Consider the following 19507-nt stretch of genomic DNA (forward strand, 5'->3'; position numbering starts at 1 on the left):
CGAACATTTAGGTATCGCGTTGCGAGTAACGGTAACGTATTCGCTCGTGCACGTTCTCTCGGTCAGTTCCCTGAAGGGCGGCGTCGGCAAGACGACCGTCACCCTCGGGCTGGCGTCTGCCGCGTTCGCGCGCGGCGTGCGCACGCTGGTGGTCGACCTCGATCCGCAGTCCGACGTCTCGACCGGCATGGACATCCAGGTCGGCGGCCATCTCAACGTCGCCGACGTCCTCGCGTCGCCGAAGGAGAAGATCGTCCGCTCGGCGATCGCCCCGAGCGGCTGGGCGCGATCGAACCCGCAGTCGACCATCGACGTCATGATCGGCAGCCCGTCCGCCATCAACTACGACGGACCGCACCCGTCGATCCGCGACATCTGGAAGCTCGAGGAGGCGCTCGCCAACGTCGAGGCCGACTACGAGCTGGTGCTCATCGACTGCGCGCCGTCGCTCAACGCGCTCACCCGCACAGCCTGGGCCGCGAGCGACCGCGTCGCCGTCGTGACCGAGCCGGGCCTGTTCTCGGTGGCCGCCGCCGACCGCGCGCTGCGCGCGATCGAGGAGATCCGGCGCGGCCTCTCCCCCCGCCTGCAGCCGCTCGGCATCATCGTGAACCGCGCCCGCGTGCAGTCGCTCGAGCACCAGTTCCGCATCAAGGAGCTGCGGGACATGTTCGGCCCGCTCGTGCTGAGCCCGCAGCTGCCCGAGCGCACGTCGCTCCAGCAGGCGCAGGGCGCGGCCAAGCCGCTCCACATGTGGCCCGGCGAGAGCGCCGAGGAGATGTCGGCGCACTTCGACCAGCTGCTCGAGCGCGTGCTGCGCACTGCTCGGATCGGCGACTACGCCCAATCCCCTGGCGGACGACTCGAACTCGACTCCAGCACCCGCTGACGACGCGCTGCGCTCGCGTCACACGGCGTCACACGAACGCCGTGGCGGGCCGTCGGATCTCGCGCCGGGTGCGCTCAGGAGATCTTGCGGTTCGACCGGCCTCGACGAGCGGCGAGCTCGTCGACGTGGTCGGCGGGCTGCGTGTCGAGCTCGACGAGCGTGGACTCGACCTCGCGCAGCACCTTGCCGACGGCGATGCCGAACACGCCCTGCCCGCGATTGACGAGATCGATGACCTCGTCGTCGGACGTGCAGAGGTACACGCTCGCGCCGTCGCTCATGAGCGTCGTCTGCGCGAGGTCGTCGATGCCCGCCTCGCGGAGCTGGGTGACGGCCACCCGGATCTGCTGAAGCGAGATGCCGGTGTCGAGCAGGCGCTTCACGAGCTTCAGCACGAGGATGTCGCGGAAGCCGTACAACCGCTGCGACCCGGAGCCGGCGGCGCCGCGCACCGTGGGTTCGACGAGCTCGGTGCGCGCCCAGTAGTCGAGCTGGCGGTAGCTGATGCCCGCTGCACGAGCCGCCACGGCGCCGCGGTATCCCGTGCCGTCGTCGTGCTCGGGAAGCCCGTCGGTGAAGAGCAATCCGAGGTCGTAGCGCGTGCGTTCGCTCCGATCGAGCTCGCTCATCCGATCGCCCCTCACCTCTCGTCGGCGCCTCGACGGCGCGGGTCCCACGCTACCCACGCCCGGCATCGGAGTCGAGGACATCGGGCCGAACGTCACGGCGTGTCGCGCTCGTCGACCGGCTCAGCGCGAGAGGCCGTCGAGGGCGCGCTGGAGGACGCTCGCGTGCACGACGGCCAGGTGGTCGGCCAGCTCTCTCGCGCGCTCCGCGGTGCGCGCGCGACCCGCGGCGTCGGGGCGACGCTCGGGCGCGATCGCCTGCTCGATCAGCGCCGCTTCACGCTCGGCCGCCCCCCGGAGTCCGCGCAGGTGACGTGGTTCGATGCCCACCGCGCGCAGGGCCGCGAGGGCGCGCAACGTGTCGAGCGCATCCCGGCCGAACACCTCGGCCGGGCGGATCACCGAGGCCGCGATGGCGTCGTCGAGCAGGTTCGGCGTGGCTCCGGCCTCGCGCACCAGCTCGTCGCGCGAGAACCGGTTCGCGGTCGCCCGGACGGCGGCGGCGCTCACCGCGCCCGGCAGCGCCGGCGCCGTTCCGCCGTCGATCGCCTCGAGGTGCGCACGGATCACCTTGAGCGGCAGGTAGTGATCGCGTTGCATCGCGAGCACGAGGTGGAGCCGCTCGACGTCGGCCGGCGAGAACTTGCGGTAGCCCGCCGCCGTGCGCGACGGGGTGACGAGCCCCTGCTCCTCGAGGAACCGCAGCTTGGACGGGGTCAGGTCGGGGAACTCCGGCTGGAGCTTCGCCAGGACCTGGCCGATGCCGAGCAGCGGCGGGGCGTGGGCCGGACGCCGCGCGGCGGCGCCCTCGGTCACCCGGTGCCCGCCGGCGAGAGGTCGCGTCGCGATGCGTAGAAGGTGAGGCGGTACTTGCCGATCTGGACCTCGGCGCCGTCGCTGAGCAGCGCCGTGTCGATGCGCACGCCGTCGAAGTAGGTGCCGTTGAGCGAATTGAGGTCGCGGACCTCGAACGCGGTGCGGTGGCGCACGAACTCGGCGTGCTTGCGGGAGACGGTCACGTCGTCGAGGAAGATGTCGGCGTCGGGATGTCGGCCGACGGTGGTGACGTCGGTGTCGAGGAGGAACCGCGCACCGGCGTTCGGCCCGCGACGCACGATGAGCAGTGCCGACCCGGACGGCAGCGCGGCGATCGCCTCCTGCTCGGCGGCCGAGATGTCGCCGTCGAGCGCACTGAGCTGGGCCGCCGCCTCGCGGCTGAATCCCATCGTCGTGTCGTTCGCCGCGTTCATCTCGTGCGCGGAGGTCTGCGTCGAGGGTTCATCCCTCTCGTCGCTCGCACCGGCCTGGTTCATGTCGGAATCCGCCACCGCTAACCTCCCTGCTCAAGCGTATCGGATGCGGGTGGGCCCGACACCCGAGCAACACGCACGACGCGGGCGGTCTCGATGGCGTAGATGACGCCCGCCCACCAGTAGAGGAATGCGCCCCAGATCGTGACCGCCCATCCGAAGGGCTCGCTCACCGGCTGCACCGCCGGGAACGCCAGCCCGAGCATGATCACCGGAAGTCCGGTGAAGAGTGCGAAAGTCGCGGCCTTGCCGAGCTGGTGCACGGGAAGCGGACCGTAGCCGTGGTTGGCCAGCACGACGCCCAGCACCACGATCAGCGCGTCGCGCGCGACGATCACGATGACGATCCACCAGGGCACGAGCTCGTTCGCGGCGAGCCCGATGAGCGCGGCGAAGATGTACAGCCGGTCGGCGGCCGGATCGAGCAGCTGGCCGAGCCGCGTGACCTGGTCGAATCGCCGCGCGAGGTAGCCGTCGAGCAGGTCGGTCAGGCTCGCCGTCACGAGCACGATCAGCGCCGGGACGTACTCGCCGGCCACGACGAGGACGAGGAAGACGGGGACGAGGAGCAGGCGGAGCATGCTGAGGACGTTCGGCACCGTCCAGATCCGCGTCGACACCCCCGTGTTCTGCCCACCCACGGCTCGATCCTATCGAGCGGACCCACCCTCGAGCCGGGCGCGCAACGCGGGCCAGGCCTCGGCGAAGCGGGGATGCAGCGGCAGGGCGTCCACGTCGTCGGCGGCCGTCCATCGCAGGGCGATGCTCTCGGGATCGGCGAGTCGCGGTTCGAACCGTCGGGCGGAGTCCGCGACGACCGTCGTGTACGACCAGTACCCGAGGTCGAGCACGCTCTCGAAGCGAGCGACGACGAGCCCCTGGGGCAGCCCGGCCTCCTCGGTCGCCTCGCGCAGCGCCGCCTCGAACGCGGTCTCGCCTCGGTGACGCGCGCCGCCGGGGATGCCCCAGGTGCCGCCGAAGTGACTCCACGCCGCACGGTGCTGCAGCAGAACTGCGCCGCCCGGCTCCACGACCAGGAGGCCGGCGGCACCGTACCGACCCCAGTAGCGGGCTCCATCCGGACCGTGGACCCACCCGTCGCCGCTCTCGCCCGTCATCGTTCCAGCATGCCGCACGACGGCGCCGGGATCGCCCTTCCGAGGGCCGTCGCACCGCCGTGCCCTCGACCGCCCGAGCGGTCCAACTTTCGGTTGTTCCCGGTGCCCACCCTCGCTGCTAGCTTCATGGAACGGACCACGCGTCCGGTACCGGCAGGCAGCGACGAGGGGGCCACCATGCAACAGACCACCGAGACCGTCGAAGACGAAGTCGTGCTCCTCGACGAGTCGGGCGCCCCGATCGGCCGGGCCCCCAAGAGCGCCGCGCACGGACCCGACACCGCCCTCCACCTCGCGTTCTCGTGCCACGTCGTCAATCCCATCGGCGAAGTCCTCGTCACCCGACGCGCCACGACGAAGCAGACGTGGCCCGGCGTCTGGACGAACTCGTTCTGCGGTCATCCCAAGCCCGCCGAACCCCTGCTGCACGCCGTGCACCGTCGCGCCGACCACGAGCTCGGCCTCGACCTCGAGAGCGTCGAGCTGGCGTTGCCGCTCTTCCGGTACCGCGCGACCGACGCCAACGGCGTCGTCGAGAACGAGGTGTGTCCCGTGTACGTCGCGGTGGCCTCGGGGCAGCCCGATCCCAACCCGCGCGAGGTCGTCGAGTACCGCTGGGTCGAGCCGCGCGCCCTCGCGACCGCGGTCGAGGCGACGCCCTGGGCGTTCAGCCCGTGGCTGGTCCTCCAGGCCCGAGAGCTGGAGCTCTTCCGTGCCTGAGCTCCTGGATTCGGCGATCGACGACGAGCTTCGGGCCTTCTTCGCCGAGGCCCACGTGCGCGCAGGGCCCTACGGCGGCCACTACGCCGCCCTGTGGGAGTCGATCGAGCAGCAGAGCTCGGGCGGCAAGCGGGTCCGGCCACGGCTCGTCTGGTCGGCGTACCGTGGCTTCGGCGGCGATGACCGCGGCCTCGCCACTCGCGTGGCGCTCGCGTTCGAGCTCCTGCACACCGCGTTCCTCATCCACGACGACCTCATCGACCGCGACCTGGTCCGCCGCGGCGCCCCGAACGTGGCCGGGCGCTTCGCCGCACGCGCGCTCGAGCACGGCGCCGACGAGCGAGCGAGTGCCGTCTGGGGCGAGACCGCGGCCGTCCTCGCGGGCGACCTCGCGCTGAGCCGTGCGCATCGCGAGCTGGCGATGCTGCCGGTCGAGCGCGCGTGCCGCGAAGCGCTGCTCGACATCCTCGACCGCGCCGTGTTCATCTCGGCGGCCGGCGAGCTCTCCGATGTGGTGTCCTCGCTGCGGGGCACGACGCCCGCCATCGAGTCGGTCCTCGCGACGCTCGAGCAGAAGACCGCGGTGTACTCCTTCGAGGCGCCGCTCGCCGCCGGTGCGGTGCTCGCCGGCGCCGGGGAGGAATCCGTCGCGGCGCTGTGCCGGTTCGGCCGCCTGGTGGGGGTGGCCTTCCAGATCACCGACGACGTGCTGGGCGTCTTCGGCGATCCGGTGGTCACGGGCAAGTCCTCGTCGGCCGACCTGCGCGAGGGCAAGCGCACTGCCCTCATCGCACATGCCGCGACCACGCCGTCGTGGGCGCTGATCTCCGACCGTCTCGGTGATCCCGCGCTCGACGAGGCCGAGGCCGAGGCGATCCGCGAGGAGCTCGTCCGGTGCGGCGCACTCGATGCAGCCGTCGCGCTCGCCGACGAGCACGTGACGCTGGCGCGGCACGAGCTCGACGCCGCTGACCTGCCGGGCGGGCTGCGCGCAGAGCTCGGCGACTTCGCCCAGCGTGCGGTGGAGCGGGTGCGATGAGGGGGCGGGAGGGCGCGTCGATGCTGGCGCGGTACTCGGATGCCGCGACGGCGAGCTCGGCCAACGTGATCGCCCACTACTCCACCTCGTTCGGCGCCGCGGCGCGACTGCTCGATCCCGACGCGCGCCGCCGAGTCCGTTCCGTCTACGCCCTCGTGCGCGTCGCCGACGAGATCGTCGACGGTGCGGCAGCCGAGGCGGGGCTCTCGCCCGAGCAGCAGCAGCAGGTGCTCGACGGGCTCGAGACCGAGGTCGAGCGGGCGATGGCGACGGGATACTCCGCCAACCTCGTCGTGCACGCCTTCGCCGAGGTGGCCCGCGAGGCCGGATTCGGCACCGAGCTCACGCGGCCGTTCTTCGCGTCGATGCGGCGCGACCTCGATCCGGCGCCGTTCGCCGCCTCCGAGATCGGACCGTACATCCACGGGTCCGCGGAGGTCGTCGGCCTCATGTGCCTTGCGGTGTTCCTCGTGGGCGAGCCCGCTCGTCCCGACGACGACACCCGGCGCGCGCGTCTCGAGCGCGGCGCCATCCACCTCGGCGCCGCGTTCCAGAAGATCAACTTCCTGCGCGACCTCGCGGTCGACTGGCGCACGCTCGGGCGCAACTACTTCCCCGCCGTCGACCCCGACGCGTTCACCGAGGCCGACAAGGCCGCGATCCTCGACGACATCGAACGCGATCTCGAGATCGCGCGTCGCAGCCTCCCCGACCTGCCGCGTCGCGCGCGGGCGGCGGTGTCGGCGGCCCACGGCCTCTTCGCGAGCCTCACGGCACGGTGCCGTGCGACGCCTGCGTCCGAGATCATCGCGACGCGCATCCGCGTGCCCGACGGCGAGAAGCTCGCCATCGCCGTGCGCTCCGCGCTCGGCACCGGAGGAGGCAGGCGATGATCGGCGCATCCGAGCGCATCGTCGTGATCGGCGGGGGCATCGCCGGCCTCGCGTCGGCCGCGCTGCTCGCGCGCGACGGGCACCGCGTGACCCTCCTCGAGGCGCGTGACGACCTCGGCGGTCGGGCGGGCAGCTGGCAGCGCCACGGGTTCCGCTTCGACACCGGCCCGTCGTGGTACCTCATGCCCGAGGTCTTCGACCACTTCTTCCGACTGTTCGGCACGAGCGCCGAGGAGCAGCTCGACCTGGTCCGGCTCGACCCGGGCTACCGGGTGTACGCCGAGGGGTATGACGGCCCGCTCGACCTCCGACCCACGCGCGCCGAGAACGTGGCGCTGTTCGAGTCCATCGAGCCGGGTGCGGGTGCGGCGCTCGAGCGCTACCTCGACTCCGCGGCATCCGCCTACGACATCGCGCGCCGCCGGTTCCTGTACACGAACTTCGACGACCTGCGCGAGCTGCTGACCGGCGAGGTGCTGCGCCGATCCGGTCGGCTGGCCCGACTGCTCGCGACGCCGCTCGACCGGTTCGCCGCCCACGCCGTGCACGATCGACGGCTCCGCCAGGTGCTCGGTTACCCGGCCGTGTTCCTCGGCTCGTCGCCCGATGCGACGCCGGCGATGTACCACCTCATGAGCCACATGGACCTCGAGCAGGGCGTGTTCTACCCGCAGGGCGGTTTCTCGGGGCTCATCGAGCGCATCACGGCGATCGCGGTGGCCGCCGGCGTCGAGATCGTCACGGGCGCTCGCGTCGAGGCGATCGAGCTGTCCGGCGACGTGCGGCCCGCCGTGGCCGGCGCACGCTTCCGCGACGCGGCCGGCCGCAGCGTCGTCGCACCGGCGCATCGCGTGATCTCGGCGGCCGACCTCCACCACACCGAGACCGAACTGCTCCCCCGCACCGCCCAGACGTACCCCGAGCGGTGGTGGAGCCGCCGCACCTCCGGCCCGGGAGCGGTGCTGGCCATGCTCGGCGTCCGGGGCAGCGTGCCGGGGCTGGCGCACCACACGCTGTTCTTCACCGAGGACTGGACGCGCAACTTCGGTGCGATCTTCGGCGCCGATCCGCACATCCCCGACCCGGCCTCGTTCTACGTGTGCATGCCCAGCGCGACCGATCCGACCGTCGCCCCCGAAGGCGATACGAACCTCTTCGTCCTGATCCCGGTCCCGGCCGACCCGGCGATCGGGCGGGGCGGCATCGACGGCGCAGGCGACCGCCTCGTGGAGCAGACCGCGGATCGCGCGATCGCGAGGATCGCCGAAGCGGCCGGAATCGACGGGCTCGCCGACCGGATCGTGGTCCGCCGCACCGTCGGCCCGGCCGACTTCGCCGAGGACCTCAACTCGTGGCAGGGCGGCGCGCTCGGCCCCGCGCACACCCTGCGGCAGAGCGCGTTCCTGCGCGGGACGAACCGCTCGCGGCGCGTCCACGGCCTGTACTACGCGGGCGGCTCGTCGGTGCCGGGGATCGGCCTGCCCATGTGCCTGATCAGTGCCGAGAACGTGCTGAAGCGCGTCCGCGGCGACCACTCCGCCGGCCCGGTGGCCGAGCCGCCTTCCGACGCGCACCTCGAGGCCGCGGCGCCGAGCGCGACCCCGGGCCCGGCTCGCGCATGACGGGCTTCGCCTACCTCGCGGGCCTGCTGGTCGCGATCGCGTGCATGGCGCTCGTCGACGCGCGCTGGCGGCTGGCGTTCTGGCGGGCGCCGGTCGCGGCCGCCGTCACGGTCGCGGTCGGCGTGGCGTTCTTCCTGGCGTGGGACGCGGCGGGCATCCTGCTGGGCGTGTTCTTCCGGGGCAGCTCCGCGATCGTGACCGGGATCGAGCTCGCACCCGAGCTGCCGCTCGAGGAACCGGTGTTCCTCGCGTTCCTGTGCTACCTGACGCTGGTGCTCGTGCTGGGGGTCGAGCGGATGGCGCGCGCCCGCGAAGCCCGCACCGACGCGGCATCCGTCGCGACCACGGCCATCACCCGCGACGAGGAGCAGCGCCGCCCATGACGTACGTGCTCATGAGCCTGCCGTTCCTCGCCATCGCCGTCGCCGCCGCGTGGGCGTGGCGCCCCCGCGAACGTTCCGCACGACGTCGTCGGCTGGTCGCGACCCTGATCGCCGCGTTGATCCTGGTCGTGCTGACCGCGGTGTTCGACTCCCTGATCGTCGCCACCGGCATCGTCGCGTACGACGACGCGCACCGGATCGGTCTCGCGATCGGCCTCGCGCCGATCGAGGACTTCCTGTACCCCATCGCCGGCGTGCTCCTCCTGCCGGCGCTGTTCGATCGCGTTGCGCGGCGTCGGACCTCGCGTCGCTCGGTCGCCGAGCGGACCGGGGCCGACCGGTGAGCGCGGCGTCGACGCATGGCGATGGCCTCCGCCACCGCGCCGGACAGGTGCTCCTGTCGTCGCGTCCCGTCAGCTGGATCAACACGGCGTTCCCGTTCGCGGCCGCGTACGTGCTGACCACGGGCGAGGTCGACGCGCTCCTGATCGTGGGCACGCTGTTCTTCCTCATCCCCTACAACCTCCTGATGTACGGGATCAACGACGTCTTCGACTACGAGTCCGACCTGCGCAATCCGCGCAAGGGCGGCGCCGAAGGCGCGCTCCTGGATCCGAGCCTGCATCGCGCCGTCGTGTGGACCGGCGTGCTGACGGCCGCGCCGCTCCTGGTGACGATGCTGTGGCTCGCGGGCGCGGGCGAGCCGTGGTCGTGGCTCGTGCTGGCGGTCAGCCTGTTCGCCGTGTTCGCGTACTCGGTGCCCGGACTCCGGTTCAAGGAGCGCCCGCTGCTGGACTCGATCACGTCGAGCACGCATTTCGTGAGTCCGGCCGTCTACGGACTCGTGGTCGCAGGCGCCGAACCGACCTGGCCGCTCGTGGCGCTGCTCGCGGCCTTCTTCTTCTGGGGCATGGCCAGCCACGCGTTCGGCGCGGTGCAGGACGTCGTGCCGGATCGCGAGGCGGGCATCGCGTCGGTAGCCACCGCGTTCGGCGCGGCCGCGACCGTCCGGCTCGCGCTCGGGCTGTGGGCGGCGGCCGGGGTGCTCATGCTCGTGACGCAATGGCCGGGCCCGCTCGCGGCGCTGCTCGTGCTGCCGTACCTCTGGGCGGCCTGGCCGTACCGCTCCGTGACGGATGCCGCGTCGGGCGAGTCCAATCGCGGATGGCGGCACTTCATCCTGATCAACTACCTGGTCGGCTTCGCGGTGACGATGCTCATGATCTGGTGGGCGATGATCCGCTGAGCGGCCGGTCGGACCGGCCTAGGCTGGTGGGATGGCGGAGCTCGAGTCGGCACGCGTGGACGCGTGGCTCTGGGCCGTTCGCGTCTGCAAGACGCGTTCGGCCGCGACCTCGGCATGCCGCGCAGGCCACGTGCGCGTGAACGGCGAGCGTGCCAAGGCCGCCCAGCCGGTGCGGCCCGGCGACGAGGTCCGCGTGCGCCTGCACGGGTTCGATCGGATCCTGATCGTCCGACGCCCGATCGTGAAGCGCGTGTCAGCCGAGCTGGCGTCGACCGCGGCGGAGGACCGGACCCCGCCTCCCCCGTTGCGCGAAGCGGTGCCGACCGTCGCGGTGCGCGACCGTGGTGCCGGGCGCCCCACCAAGCGCGAGCGTCGCGACCTGGATCGCCTGCGCGGACGGTGACGACGCCGGGTTAGCCTGAGAGCGTGACCAAGGACCTCGCGCACGAACCCGAACTCCGCCGCTATGTCCTCCGACTCGACGGGAAGATCGCGTGCGTCATCGACTACCGCGAGTTGGGTGACACCGTCGCCTTCGTCCGCACCTTCACCAACCCGCCCTACCGAGGCAGCGGGCTGGCGGCCGAGCTCGTGCGATTCGCGGTCGACGATGTCGAGCGACGCACGCAGCTTCGCATCGTGCCGAGCTGCTGGTACGTGGACCAGTGGTTCGACCGGCATCCCGATCGTCGCCACCTGCTCGACCCGCGCACGGCGTGAGCGCGGGCGGGAGCGATCAGTACCAGTTCATCGACTGCGAGTGACCCCACGCGGCGCACGGCGAACCGTAGCCGCGGGCGATGTAGTCGAGCCCCCACTTGATCTGGGTGGAGGCGTTGGTGCGCCAGTCGGCGCCCGCGGTGGCGAGCTTCTCGGCGGGCAGCGCCTGCACGATGCCGAACGCCCCGCTTGACGCATTGGTGGCCTGGTAGTTCCAGCCGGACTCCTTGGTCCACAGCTGCTCGAGGCACTGGAACTGGTCGGCGCCCCAGCCGTACTGGGCGGCGGCCATCTGACGGGCGGTCTGCTTCGCGCCCTCCGGCGTGTTCGCGCGCGCGAGCGCGTCGGCGGCGGCGCGCGCGGCGACCGCGCGGTCATGGGCCGCGGCCGCATCCTTCGCGTGCTGGATCTCGACCTCGGTCTCGGCGGTCAGCGCGCGGACATCGTCGAGCGGCAACGTCTCGTAGTCGCCGAGCGAGGCGACGGACGAGGCGAGTGCGCCGGAGTCGACCTTGCCCTCGACCGCGACGAGCGTGTCCTCCGCGAGCGCGAGGGTGTCCTCGGCTTCGGCGTGGGTCTTCGCGGCCGCGATGCCCGCGTAGGCGCCGAGCTGGTCGGCGGCGAGGCCGGTCGCCTCGGTCATCGCGGTGGTCTCGGCGACGCGCTGGCCGGCGAGAGCGGACTGCACCGTCAGGCCGGTTCCTGCGACGAGCCCGGTGGCGAGGACGGCGCCGATCGCGAGGCGACGGCGGCCGTTGCGACGGCGGCGGAGCGTCCTGCGTGAGGCGGCGGGGGTGGGGTCGGAGGTTCGGGGGCGGGCGATGGGGGTGGTGTGAGCGTCGATCTGCATAGCGTTCGAGGGCTCGGATCCGGGGGTCGGGGGGCCCTCCGAGCAGGGGCATGGACGAGGCCCGGGCGGGGCGGCCGGGCACACAAGCCCACTACCCTGCCGCATGATTCTGAATGAATCCTCGGCTTCGGCTGGGCAGACGGTGACCGCCGTCCCGTGCGCGACACTGGATCCATGGCCGTCCACGATCGCTCCGGCTTCCCGATCCCCCAGCCCGACGAACGCTGTCCCTGTCGCTCGGGGCAGCTCTACGCGGAGTGCTGCGGGCCCTTCCACGCGGGTGCTCCGGCCCCGACCGCGGTGCAGCTCATGCGTTCCAGGTACACGGCCTACGTGACCGGCGACACGGCGTACCTGCTCGCGTCGTGGCATCCATCGACCCGGCCCGCGTCGCTCGAGCTCGACCCGCACCTCGCCTGGCGTTCGCTCGAGATCGTGCGGACGGAACTCGGCGGGCCGCTGGATCGCGAGGGCCTCGTCGAGTTCGCGGCACGGTACGCCGCCGACGGCGAGCGCGGTGTGCTCCACGAGACCAGCCGGTTCGTGCGCGGGGATCGCTGGCAGTACGTCGACGGCATCGCGTGATCCGGCGCCGCCGGTCGTAGCGGATGCATCGGCGGCGCAGAGGCAACCCCGAGGTTCGCCGCGTACCGTGGACGCCGTGACGCCGCTCGACGGAACCCCGCCCGCCCGACACCCGTCGCCCTCGATGCTGACGGCCCGAGCACAGCGCACGCTCGACCGCATCGACGGCAGCACGCTCGACGAGATGCGAGCGCTCCGCGACGAGACCGAGCGCTTCATGCTGCGATACAAGTTCGGCATGGACGAGGTGATCACCAAGCTCTCCATCCTGCGCGAGGAGTTCAGCCAGGCGCACGCCTACAACCCGATCGAGCACATCTCGAGTCGGCTCAAGAGCCTCGACAGCGTGGTCGACAAGATGCGCCGCAAGGGCGTCGAGCCGTCGTTCGAGGCGATCCGCGAGACGGTGACCGACATCGCGGGCGTGCGGGTCACCTGCAGCTTCGTGTCGGACGCGTACCGCATCGCGGAGCTGCTCACCGCGCAGGAGGACGTGCGCGTCATCCGGGTCAAGGACTACATCGCCGAGCCGAAGGCGAATGGGTACCAGAGCCTGCACCTGATCGTCGAGGTGCCCGTCTTCCTCTCGACCGGGGCCCATCCGGTGCGCGTCGAGGTCCAGATCCGCACGATCGCGATGGACTTCTGGGCGAGCCTCGAGCACAAGATCTACTACAAGTACGACCGGGTCGTACCCGGCGACCTCCTCGACCAGCTCACCGACGCCGCCCGGACCGCGGCCGAGCTCGACGCCCGGATGGAGCGGCTGCACCGCACCGTGCACGGCCCGCCGCCGCACGCCCGCACGGGGCCGACGCTCGCCTGATCGGCGCTAGTCGGCCTCGGGCTTCTTCGCCCGGCTCGGCTGCACGCGCGTGGGTTCGCCGGGCATCTTGGGGAAGTCGGGCGGGAACGGCAGCTCGGTCAGCCCGTCGTCGAGGTCGCGCTGCCACCACTGCAGGAGCGTGTCGATCCGGCCGGGTGCGTCGTGCATGCCGCGCCACGGGTCGCCGCGCTCGGCGAGTCGGGCGGGCACGCTCCGGACCGTGTGGTCGGCCGGGTCGGCGTGCTCGAGCTCGCTCCACTCGAGCGGGCACGAGACGGCCGCGTTGGGCAGCGCGCGAGGGCTGTACGCACCCGCCATGGTGCGATCGCGATTGGCCTGGTTGAAGTCGAGGAAGATGCGCTCCCCGCGCTCCTCCTTCCACCAGGCGGTCGTCACCTGGTCGGGCATGCGACGCTCGAGCTCGCGTGCGAGGGCGATGACGGCGTGCCGGACGTCGAGGAACTCGTGCTCGGGCTCGATCGGCGCGAAGACGTGGAGGCCTCGGTTGCCCGAGGTCTTCACGAACCCCGTGAGCCCGACCTCGGCCATCAGCTCGCGCAGCGCGAGTGCGGCCGGGACCGCCTCGGCGAAGCCCGTGCCGGGCTGCGGGTCGAGGTCGACCCGGAGCTGGTCGGGCAGGTCGGTCGCGTCGGCCCGCGAGGCCCACGGATGGAACACGACGGTGTTCATCTGTGCGGCCCACACCGCGCCGGCCGGCTCGTCGACGACCAGTTGCGGATGGCGCCGGCCGCTCGGGTAGGCGACCGTGACGTCGCGCATCCACTCGGGGGCGCCGCGCGGCGGGTTCTTCGAGAAGAACCGCTCGCCGTCGACGCCCTCGGGGAAGCGCTCGAGGGACACCGGACGACCGCCGTTGGCCTCGACGAAGGCGGGCCCGACCGCGACGAGGTACTCGGCCAGCTCGAGCTTGGTGATGCCCACCTCGGGCCAGAGCACGCGCGTCGGGCTCGAGATCCGAACGGCGCGCTCGCCGTCGGGTCCGGGGATGTGCAGGGTCTCCGCGTCGCCGGCCATGGGCACGACGCTACCGCTCGCCGCCGACGCCGGGCGTCAGGCGCTCATCGTGGCGTAGCGCTGTGCGGCCCGGGCGCGTGCCTTGGCGGCCTCGACCTCGCGATCCTTCGGGGGCGCCGACGTGGTGAGGTGGTCGAGCAGGTGCTGCGTCGCGTGCGCGATCTCCTCGACGGCGTGGTCGAACGCCGCCTGGTTCGCCTTGGACGGATGCGTCGACCCGCTGACCTTGCGCACGTACTGCAGGGCGGCGGCGCGCACCTCGTCGCTCGTCGCGGCGGGCTCGAAATTGTGGAGGGTGTGGATGTTCCTGCACATGCGGGGAGCCTAACCCCGAGCGCCGACGCCGTCGAGGGCGGGCGGGATGTCGAACGCGTCTCCGCCGCACCGACGGGGCGACGGGGTGACGGCGGGGGTACCGAGCGCCGGATGGTCCGTCAATCCCCTGCCGTGCCGACAGGACCGCGCCTACCGTGGGCAGCGGCCGCCGCACCGCGCGGATCACGGTCCGACGAACGGAGAGTGAGCATGATGCAGCCGCACGACCCGATCGAGGGCGAGTACACCGACTCCGAACTGCCGCTGGACGCCGAGGTGCCGAAGGACGACACCGTCGCGGCCGATGCCGTCGACGACGGCGACTGGAGCGATGACGACGTGGTCGTCGAAGAGGTCGAGGTGATCGAGTTCACCGACGACGGCGACGACCGCCCCCTGCGCTGACCCAGCCCGTCGCGAGCCGGCGACGCACGCCTACGACGTGTCGCGTCGGCTCGCGACGGGATCGTCGACGCCGGGCAGCGCGTCCCGTGCCGCGGCGACCTCCGCAGCGGCATCCGCGGCCCTGCGCTCGGCACGCTTGAGGCGACGCAGCGCCATCGACGTGGCGCCGTAGCGTGCGGCGACCCGATCGCGTTCCTCGTCGACGCCGGTGATCACGTAGGCGCTCGCGATCAGGACCACCTGGCTCGAGAGGTTGAGCCAGATCAGCAGGGCGATGAGCGATCCGAACGAGGCGAGCAGCGGGTTGTTCCGGGCGCCGCCGACGAAGAGGCCGGACAGCACCTGCAGCACGGTCAGGCCCAGCCCGCCGAGCATCGCGCCCGACCAGAGCGCCCGGGCGCTCGGCCGCAGTCCTGAGAGCAGCCGGAAGAGCCCCGCGATGACGACGGTGTCGATGACGAACGCGACGAGGATCGAGACCGCCTGCGAGCCCCCCTCGGCGAGCCATGCGGCCGACGACAGGCCGAGCCACGCCAGCGCGGTCCCGATCGCCCCGGTGCCGATGACGGTGATGGCAGCGCCGGCCACGAGGAGCAGCCCGAACGCGACGGCGATCACGAGGTCGCGCAACAGTTGCCACACGAAGAACGTCGTGTCGTCGGGGATTCCGGCGAGCGTGCGCAACGCGACCCGCAGCGACCCGATCGCGCCGATCGCGGCGCCGACCGTGCCGACGAGCGCGATCGCGCCCGCGATGCTGAGCGTGATGGGCTGGATGAGGTCGGCCGGGTCGATCACCGCGCCTTCGCCGACGAGACCGGGGATGAGGTCGCTCACGGTGGCCACGATCGCGTCGATCGCGTCGGGATTGCCCGAGAGCCAGATGCCGGCGATGGCGAAGCCGAGGAACGTGCCTGCGAACACGGAGAAGAGCGTGCGATAGGTCACGCTGTCGGCGAGCATCGCGCCGTGCTGCTCCTGGTAGAGGAGGAACGCCCGGGCCGGCTTGGTGCTGAGGACCCACTCCACGAGGCGCGTCACCCGTGCCCGGAATTCGCCGCCGCGCGGCGCCGGGCCTCGGGTCTGCTCGTCCATGCCGTCAGGGTAGCGATGGATGCCGCGTCGGACATCGCCTTGACACGGCCGTCAGCCGCCCTGCCTGCGCGACGCCTTCTCGGCGCGCTGCGCCTTCGACTGTGCCCGGTTCTCCGCGCGCTGCGCCTTCGATTGCGCCCGGTTCTCGGCGACGAGCTCGGCGGCGAGGAGCTTCGCCTCGCCGACGTCGCCCGTGACCGGCCGCCACCACGACATCCTGGGATCCGCGTCGACCAGGATCGTGCGCCCCAGGAGGGTCAGCGGCACCGCGAGGATGGCGCCCACCGCGCCCAGGACGGCCGCCCAGAACAGCACTGAGACGAACGTGATGCTCTGGCTCAGCTGGACGGCATTGCCGATGACCCTCGGCTGGACGATGGACTGCACGACCGCGTTGACGATGCCGTAGATGACGATGACGGCGATGACGGTCGGGATTCCGCCGACGAGGTAGCCGAACACGAGCGGCGGAATGATCGCGATGAAGTAGCCGATGTTCGGGATGAAGCTGCAGATGAAGGACAGCAGGCCCCACAGCGCGGCGCCGGGGACCTGGAGCACCAGGAGCGCGAGCCAGTTCAGCACGCCTTGGGCGACACCGAGCAGCGTGGTCATGACCATGTAGCGGCGGACGCTGCTGCCGAACGAGGCGAGGGCGACCACGAGCGTCGGACGCCGGATCTGCATCTGGCGGAGGATCGCGGGGACGAAGGTGGCGTCGAGCGCCATGAGGATGAGCAGCGTGAGCAGGATCACGAGTCCGAACACGATCCCGGAGATGCCGCCGAGCACGGCGGTGATGAGGTCGGCGGCGCGCGAAGGTTCGAATCCGTCGATGATCGTGTTGATCTGGTCGGGCCCGAAGCCGATCGAGCTCAGGAACGCTCCGAACTGCGCCACGGCGTCCTGGATCTGCGGGGCGAACTGCGGCAGCAGAGCGGTGAACTGCGCGAGCGCGAACAGGAGCGCGGCGAAGAATCCGGCGAGCAGCCCGAACACGGCGAGGATCGCGATGACGGTCGCGAGCCCGCGCGGCACGCCGCGGCCCTCCATCCATCGACGGGCCGGATGCACGCAGATGGTGAGCACGAGCGCGAAGAACACGGGGCCGACGACCCCCCGCATCGCCCCGATGCCGAACGTGACGATCACGAATGCGGCGAGTCCCAGCAGGATCACCGTCGCCCGCGGCAGTGCCCACCCGGTCGAGGTCTCGATCGCACTTTCGGACCCGGTCAGCGCAGCCGGGGTCGGCTCAGGCGTGGACTTCTCGCGGTGCCACCAGCGTCGGACCATGCGTCCCCCGATCGTCGGGCCGTGGAGCAGCGGCGGCGGCTCCTGCCGCGGACGTTAGCATCCGCGCGCGAGGCGTGTTCGGGACTTCGGTCCCCGTCGCCGCGCGTCGTACTCGCGTCGGGACGAGCCGGACCTGGCCCAGCAGGATGCCGGCCAGCACGAGGGCGAGCCCCGCCACCTGCCATCCCCCCAGCACCTCGCCGGCCAGCAGCACGCCGAGGAGCACGCCGGTGACCGGATTGAGCAGGCCGATGAGCCCCACGGTGCCCGCAGGGAGGTGCGCGAGGCCGCCGAACCACGCCACGAAGGCGATCGCGGTCGCGACGATGCTCACGTAGGCGAACGCGGCGACGCCCGCCCCGTCCAGCGCGCGCGGCGCGCCCTCGACGAGGAGCGCGGCGGGCACGAGCATCGCGCCGCCGGCGAGCAGTTGCCACCACGTCACCGCGAGCACGTCGGTGCCGTCCCTCCACCGCTTGGCGAGCACGTAGCCGAGCGATGAGAGCAGCATCGCGATGACGGATGCCACGACGCCGAGTGGATCGACGGCACCCGCGTCGCCCGCGAGCAGCAGCACGACGCCGGCGAGGCCGATCGCCGCGCCGATCATCGGTATCGCACGGAGCCGCTCGCCGGCGAGCAGTCGGGCGAGGAGCATCATGGCGACCGGCGAGGTCGCCATGACGGTCGACGCCACGCTGGTGGGGAGCAGCTGCGCGACGAGGTAGACGAGCGCGAAGAAGACGCCGACGTTGAGCGCCCCGAGGATCGAGGCACGCCACCACCAGGCCCCGCGCGGCCGGATCGGGCGCACGACGGGCAACAGGAGTGCCGCGGGCAGCGCACACAGCACGGCGCCCCACAGCGGTGCGTCGGCCGGCAGGAACTCGCGCGACACGTAGTACGTGCTGCCCCATGCGATCGGCGCGATCGCGGTCAGCAGCACCCAGCGCCAAGTAGTTTCCATGGAAGACACTATACCTTCCATGGAAGATAGAATCCACCACATGACGCACGACCCGACGCAGCCTGCCGACCATGTGGCCCGCATCATGTCCGAATGGCGACGCGAGCGGCCCGACCTCGACGTGTCACCGCAGGGCGTGATCGGCCGCCTGCACCGGCTCGCGAACGCGCTCACCGAGGAGCTCGTGGCGGTGTACGGACGTTTCGGGCTCGCCGAGGGCGAGTTCGACGTGCTCGCCACGCTCCGGCGCGCGGGTGCTCCCTACGAACGGACGCCGGGCGACCTGGCCGCCTCGACGATGGTCACGAGCGGCGCGATGACGAAGCGGATCGATCGGCTCGAGCAGCGCGGACTGGTCACGCGCCGGGCGAGCGACACCGACGGGCGTGGGCGGGTGATCGCGCTCACCCCGGAGGGACGCCGACTCATCGACGAGGTGATGACGGCGCACATCGCGAACGAGCACCGGCTGCTCGGCGCGATCGACGATCGCGACCGTCGCGCGCTCGAGAACGCACTCACCCGGTGGCTGGCCGCCTTCGAGGCGCCCGCCACCGGGTGAGGGATGGTTCGGTGCAGGACCGGATCAGTACCAGCCGACCGACTCCGAGTGCGACCAGGCACCGCACGGCGTTCCGTAGCGGCCCGCGATGTAGCCGAGGCCCCACTTGATCTGGGTGGCGGCGTTGGTGGCCCAGTCGGCGCCGGCCGTGGCCATCTTGTCGCCGGGCAGGGCCTGCGGGATGCCGTACGCACCGCTGGACGGGTTCTGGGCGTAGACGTTCCAGCCCGACTCACGGTCCCAGAGCGAGACGAGGCAGCCGAACTGGTCGGAACCCCAGCCGTACATCGACGACATGAGGTCACGGGCGATCGCCTGGGCGCCGCTCGGGTTGGCCGGACCGCTCGGGTACGACGGCGAGGAGGACTCCGACTCCTGCGCGGCGGCCTCGGCGGCGGCCTTCTCGGCGGCGGCCTTCGCGGCAGCGGCCTTCGCGGCGGCGGCCTTCTCGGCGGCCTTCTTGTCGAACTCCGCGATATCGGCCTTCACGGCGTCGACGTTCGAGGCGGCCGCGTCCGCGAGCTCGAAGACGCGCTCGGGAGCGAGGTAGGAGTAGTCCTCGAGGCTCGCGACCGTCGACGCGAGGTCGGCGGCATCCGCCTTGCCCTTCGCCGCGGCGATGGTGTCGGTCGCGACGGCGAGCGTGTCCTCGGCCTGCTTGACGGCGTGCGCCTCGAGCAGGCCGCCCTGCGCGTCGAGCTGGTCGATGCCGCGATCCTGGGCCTCGACGAGCGCTGCGGTCTGGGCGACGCGGAGATTCTGGTCGGCGACGGCCGACTGGACCGCGAAGCCGGAGCCGACGACGGCGCCGACCGCGACGACCGCACTGGCGCCGATCACCATCGACTTGCGGTTCCGGCGGACGCGGCGCACTCGGTCGCGATTCGCGTCGAGGGGGCGGGTGGGCGTGGTGGTGCTGGGGGAACTCTTCAGGTTGCGCATAGATCTCGTGGGCCGGTCCGCACGTGCTGTCAGTGCGGCCGAGCGTTCTCTCGTCTCGGTGCA

At 71.8% G+C, this 19507-nt stretch carries 26 protein-coding genes; 14 read left to right on the forward strand and 12 right to left on the reverse strand.

Annotated elements, in window-relative coordinates; all coding sequences use genetic code 11:
• Positions 1-46: 46 nt before the first annotated feature.
• The gene (locus tag BLT99_RS06735) at positions 47-889 is read left to right on the forward strand and encodes a ParA family protein (protein WP_092670373.1); all 843 of its coding nucleotides are present in this window, start codon (positions 47-49) and stop codon (positions 887-889) included.
• A 74-nt stretch (positions 890-963) separates the two neighbouring features.
• On the opposite strand, the gene BLT99_RS06740 is transcribed toward BLT99_RS06735, so the two are convergent.
• The 5 genes from BLT99_RS06740 to BLT99_RS06760 all read right to left on the reverse strand — a co-directional run bounded on the left by BLT99_RS06740 (position 964) and on the right by BLT99_RS06760 (position 3943).
• Positions 964-1518, reverse strand: coding sequence for a MerR family transcriptional regulator (locus tag BLT99_RS06740; protein WP_092670375.1), 555 nt, complete (start codon positions 1516-1518; stop codon positions 964-966).
• A 120-nt stretch (positions 1519-1638) separates the two neighbouring features.
• Positions 1639-2331 carry a transcriptional regulator FtsR gene (gene ftsR, locus BLT99_RS06745; protein WP_092670377.1) on the reverse strand — a complete coding sequence of 231 codons (693 nt, stop codon included), beginning with the start codon at positions 2329-2331 and terminating at the stop codon, positions 1639-1641.
• Entirely contained in the window at positions 2328-2828 is a 501-nt protein-coding gene (locus BLT99_RS06750) for an FHA domain-containing protein (RefSeq protein WP_092670379.1), read from the reverse strand. The genes ftsR and BLT99_RS06750 overlap by 4 nt, the downstream gene beginning before the upstream one ends.
• A gap of 17 nt (positions 2829-2845) precedes the next feature.
• Positions 2846-3466, reverse strand: coding sequence for a CDP-alcohol phosphatidyltransferase family protein (locus BLT99_RS06755; RefSeq protein WP_092670381.1), 621 nt, complete (start codon positions 3464-3466; stop codon positions 2846-2848).
• A gap of 9 nt (positions 3467-3475) precedes the next feature.
• Complete coding sequence (locus BLT99_RS06760; protein WP_092670383.1) at positions 3476-3943, reverse strand: NUDIX domain-containing protein; 468 nt, start codon at positions 3941-3943, stop codon at positions 3476-3478.
• A 177-nt stretch (positions 3944-4120) separates the two neighbouring features.
• On the opposite strand from BLT99_RS06760, the gene idi reads away from it, so the two are divergent.
• Genes idi through BLT99_RS06805 form a run of 9 tightly spaced genes read left to right on the forward strand, consistent with a single transcriptional unit; the run spans position 4121 to position 10566 of the window.
• On the forward strand, positions 4121-4663 hold the full coding sequence (gene idi, locus BLT99_RS06765) for an isopentenyl-diphosphate Delta-isomerase (RefSeq protein ID WP_092670385.1): 543 nt from the start codon (positions 4121-4123) through the stop codon (positions 4661-4663).
• On the forward strand, positions 4656-5702 hold the full coding sequence (locus tag BLT99_RS06770) for a polyprenyl synthetase family protein (protein ID WP_092670387.1): 1047 nt from the start codon (positions 4656-4658) through the stop codon (positions 5700-5702). Before idi ends, BLT99_RS06770 begins: the two co-directional genes overlap by 8 nt.
• Positions 5699-6595 carry a phytoene/squalene synthase family protein gene (locus BLT99_RS06775; protein WP_092670389.1) on the forward strand — a complete coding sequence of 299 codons (897 nt, stop codon included), beginning with the start codon at positions 5699-5701 and terminating at the stop codon, positions 6593-6595. The genes BLT99_RS06770 and BLT99_RS06775 overlap by 4 nt, the downstream gene beginning before the upstream one ends.
• Positions 6592-8217, forward strand: coding sequence for a phytoene desaturase family protein (gene crtI / locus BLT99_RS06780; RefSeq protein WP_092670391.1), 1626 nt, complete (start codon positions 6592-6594; stop codon positions 8215-8217). The genes BLT99_RS06775 and crtI overlap by 4 nt, the downstream gene beginning before the upstream one ends.
• Positions 8214-8600, forward strand: coding sequence for a lycopene cyclase domain-containing protein (locus BLT99_RS06785; protein WP_092670393.1), 387 nt, complete (start codon positions 8214-8216; stop codon positions 8598-8600). Before crtI ends, BLT99_RS06785 begins: the two co-directional genes overlap by 4 nt.
• A complete protein-coding gene (locus tag BLT99_RS06790; protein ID WP_092670395.1) occupies positions 8597-8944 on the forward strand; it encodes a lycopene cyclase domain-containing protein in 348 nt (115 codons plus the stop codon). Before BLT99_RS06785 ends, BLT99_RS06790 begins: the two co-directional genes overlap by 4 nt.
• On the forward strand, positions 8941-9846 hold the full coding sequence (locus BLT99_RS06795; RefSeq protein ID WP_092670397.1) for a prenyltransferase: 906 nt from the start codon (positions 8941-8943) through the stop codon (positions 9844-9846). The genes BLT99_RS06790 and BLT99_RS06795 overlap by 4 nt, the downstream gene beginning before the upstream one ends.
• Before the next feature lie 31 nt (positions 9847-9877).
• Positions 9878-10249, forward strand: coding sequence for an RNA-binding S4 domain-containing protein (locus BLT99_RS06800; protein ID WP_092670399.1), 372 nt, complete (start codon positions 9878-9880; stop codon positions 10247-10249).
• A gap of 23 nt (positions 10250-10272) precedes the next feature.
• Positions 10273-10566, forward strand: coding sequence for a GNAT family N-acetyltransferase (locus BLT99_RS06805; RefSeq protein ID WP_092670401.1), 294 nt, complete (start codon positions 10273-10275; stop codon positions 10564-10566).
• Between the two features lie 16 nt (positions 10567-10582).
• Here BLT99_RS06805 and BLT99_RS06810 read toward each other — a convergent pair whose 3' ends face one another.
• Complete coding sequence (locus BLT99_RS06810) at positions 10583-11416, reverse strand: aggregation-promoting factor C-terminal-like domain-containing protein (RefSeq protein ID WP_092670403.1); 834 nt, start codon at positions 11414-11416, stop codon at positions 10583-10585.
• A 174-nt stretch (positions 11417-11590) separates the two neighbouring features.
• On the opposite strand from BLT99_RS06810, the gene BLT99_RS06815 reads away from it, so the two are divergent.
• Both BLT99_RS06815 and BLT99_RS06820 read left to right on the forward strand, forming a co-directional pair.
• Positions 11591-12001 (forward strand): YchJ family protein, encoded by a 411-nt coding sequence (locus BLT99_RS06815; RefSeq protein WP_092670405.1) that lies wholly within the window; start codon positions 11591-11593, stop codon positions 11999-12001.
• Positions 12002-12185: 184 nt separating this feature from the next.
• A complete protein-coding gene (locus BLT99_RS06820; protein ID WP_371874272.1) occupies positions 12186-12827 on the forward strand; it encodes a GTP pyrophosphokinase in 642 nt (213 codons plus the stop codon).
• A gap of 6 nt (positions 12828-12833) precedes the next feature.
• Here BLT99_RS06820 and ligD read toward each other — a convergent pair whose 3' ends face one another.
• Positions 12834-13862: a non-homologous end-joining DNA ligase gene (ligD, locus tag BLT99_RS06825; protein WP_092670407.1), complete on the reverse strand. Its 1029-nt coding sequence runs from the start codon at positions 13860-13862 to the stop codon at positions 12834-12836.
• A 36-nt stretch (positions 13863-13898) separates the two neighbouring features.
• Positions 13899-14177: a DUF2277 domain-containing protein gene (locus tag BLT99_RS06830; protein ID WP_092670409.1), complete on the reverse strand. Its 279-nt coding sequence runs from the start codon at positions 14175-14177 to the stop codon at positions 13899-13901.
• Between the two features lie 210 nt (positions 14178-14387).
• Here BLT99_RS06830 and BLT99_RS06835 point away from each other — a divergent pair, with 210 nt between their 5' ends.
• On the forward strand, positions 14388-14582 hold the full coding sequence (locus tag BLT99_RS06835) for a hypothetical protein (protein ID WP_092670411.1): 195 nt from the start codon (positions 14388-14390) through the stop codon (positions 14580-14582).
• Between the two features lie 30 nt (positions 14583-14612).
• On the opposite strand, the gene BLT99_RS06840 is transcribed toward BLT99_RS06835, so the two are convergent.
• From BLT99_RS06840 to BLT99_RS06850, 3 genes are read right to left on the reverse strand one after another with little or no spacing between them, the layout of a single operon-like run.
• The gene (locus BLT99_RS06840; protein WP_092670413.1) at positions 14613-15677 is read right to left on the reverse strand and encodes a YihY/virulence factor BrkB family protein; all 1065 of its coding nucleotides are present in this window, start codon (positions 15675-15677) and stop codon (positions 14613-14615) included.
• A 51-nt stretch (positions 15678-15728) separates the two neighbouring features.
• Positions 15729-16973, reverse strand: a complete 1245-nt coding sequence (locus tag BLT99_RS06845) for an AI-2E family transporter (protein ID WP_092670415.1) — start codon at positions 16971-16973, stop codon at positions 15729-15731.
• Positions 16933-17940 carry a DMT family transporter gene (locus BLT99_RS06850; RefSeq protein WP_092670417.1) on the reverse strand — a complete coding sequence of 336 codons (1008 nt, stop codon included), beginning with the start codon at positions 17938-17940 and terminating at the stop codon, positions 16933-16935. Before BLT99_RS06850 ends, BLT99_RS06845 begins: the two co-directional genes overlap by 41 nt.
• A 40-nt stretch (positions 17941-17980) precedes the next feature.
• Here BLT99_RS06850 and BLT99_RS06855 point away from each other — a divergent pair, with 40 nt between their 5' ends.
• Positions 17981-18502, forward strand: a complete 522-nt coding sequence (locus BLT99_RS06855) for a MarR family winged helix-turn-helix transcriptional regulator (RefSeq protein ID WP_092670419.1) — start codon at positions 17981-17983, stop codon at positions 18500-18502.
• A gap of 24 nt (positions 18503-18526) precedes the next feature.
• Here the strand turns inward: BLT99_RS06855 and BLT99_RS06860 are convergent, their stop codons facing one another.
• The gene (locus tag BLT99_RS06860; RefSeq protein WP_092670421.1) at positions 18527-19444 is read right to left on the reverse strand and encodes an aggregation-promoting factor C-terminal-like domain-containing protein; all 918 of its coding nucleotides are present in this window, start codon (positions 19442-19444) and stop codon (positions 18527-18529) included.
• Positions 19445-19507: the final 63 nt, after the last annotated feature.

Origin of the sequence: Agromyces flavus (assembly GCF_900104685.1) — a bacterium.
GTDB classification, from domain to species: domain Bacteria; phylum Actinomycetota; class Actinomycetes; order Actinomycetales; family Microbacteriaceae; genus Agromyces; species Agromyces flavus.

Excerpts from the sequence above, each read along its gene's own strand:
- BLT99_RS06785 (WP_092670393.1), top strand. The coding sequence starts at position 8,214 with ATGACGGGCTTCGCCTACCTCGCGGGCCTGCTGGTCGCGATCGCGTGC.
- BLT99_RS06810 (WP_092670403.1), bottom strand. The coding sequence starts at position 11,416 with ATGCAGATCGACGCTCACACCACCCCCATCGCCCGCCCCCGAACCTCC.
- idi (WP_092670385.1), top strand. The coding sequence starts at position 4,121 with ATGCAACAGACCACCGAGACCGTCGAAGACGAAGTCGTGCTCCTCGAC.
- BLT99_RS06820 (WP_371874272.1), top strand. The coding sequence starts at position 12,186 with ATGCGAGCGCTCCGCGACGAGACCGAGCGCTTCATGCTGCGATACAAG.
- BLT99_RS06850 (WP_092670417.1), bottom strand. The coding sequence starts at position 17,940 with ATGGAAACTACTTGGCGCTGGGTGCTGCTGACCGCGATCGCGCCGATC.
- BLT99_RS06750 (WP_092670379.1), bottom strand. The coding sequence starts at position 2,828 with ATGAACCAGGCCGGTGCGAGCGACGAGAGGGATGAACCCTCGACGCAG.
- BLT99_RS06815 (WP_092670405.1), top strand. The coding sequence starts at position 11,591 with ATGGCCGTCCACGATCGCTCCGGCTTCCCGATCCCCCAGCCCGACGAA.
- crtI (WP_092670391.1), top strand. The coding sequence starts at position 6,592 with ATGATCGGCGCATCCGAGCGCATCGTCGTGATCGGCGGGGGCATCGCC.
- BLT99_RS06790 (WP_092670395.1), top strand. The coding sequence starts at position 8,597 with ATGACGTACGTGCTCATGAGCCTGCCGTTCCTCGCCATCGCCGTCGCC.
- BLT99_RS06845 (WP_092670415.1), bottom strand. The coding sequence starts at position 16,973 with ATGGTCCGACGCTGGTGGCACCGCGAGAAGTCCACGCCTGAGCCGACC.
- BLT99_RS06760 (WP_092670383.1), bottom strand. The coding sequence starts at position 3,943 with ATGACGGGCGAGAGCGGCGACGGGTGGGTCCACGGTCCGGATGGAGCC.
- BLT99_RS06830 (WP_092670409.1), bottom strand. The coding sequence starts at position 14,177 with ATGTGCAGGAACATCCACACCCTCCACAATTTCGAGCCCGCCGCGACG.
- ligD (WP_092670407.1), bottom strand. The coding sequence starts at position 13,862 with ATGGCCGGCGACGCGGAGACCCTGCACATCCCCGGACCCGACGGCGAG.
- BLT99_RS06860 (WP_092670421.1), bottom strand. The coding sequence starts at position 19,444 with ATGCGCAACCTGAAGAGTTCCCCCAGCACCACCACGCCCACCCGCCCC.
- BLT99_RS06840 (WP_092670413.1), bottom strand. The coding sequence starts at position 15,677 with ATGGACGAGCAGACCCGAGGCCCGGCGCCGCGCGGCGGCGAATTCCGG.
- BLT99_RS06740 (WP_092670375.1), bottom strand. The coding sequence starts at position 1,518 with ATGAGCGAGCTCGATCGGAGCGAACGCACGCGCTACGACCTCGGATTG.
- BLT99_RS06855 (WP_092670419.1), top strand. The coding sequence starts at position 17,981 with ATGACGCACGACCCGACGCAGCCTGCCGACCATGTGGCCCGCATCATG.
- BLT99_RS06800 (WP_092670399.1), top strand. The coding sequence starts at position 9,878 with ATGGCGGAGCTCGAGTCGGCACGCGTGGACGCGTGGCTCTGGGCCGTT.
- BLT99_RS06775 (WP_092670389.1), top strand. The coding sequence starts at position 5,699 with ATGAGGGGGCGGGAGGGCGCGTCGATGCTGGCGCGGTACTCGGATGCC.
- BLT99_RS06835 (WP_092670411.1), top strand. The coding sequence starts at position 14,388 with ATGATGCAGCCGCACGACCCGATCGAGGGCGAGTACACCGACTCCGAA.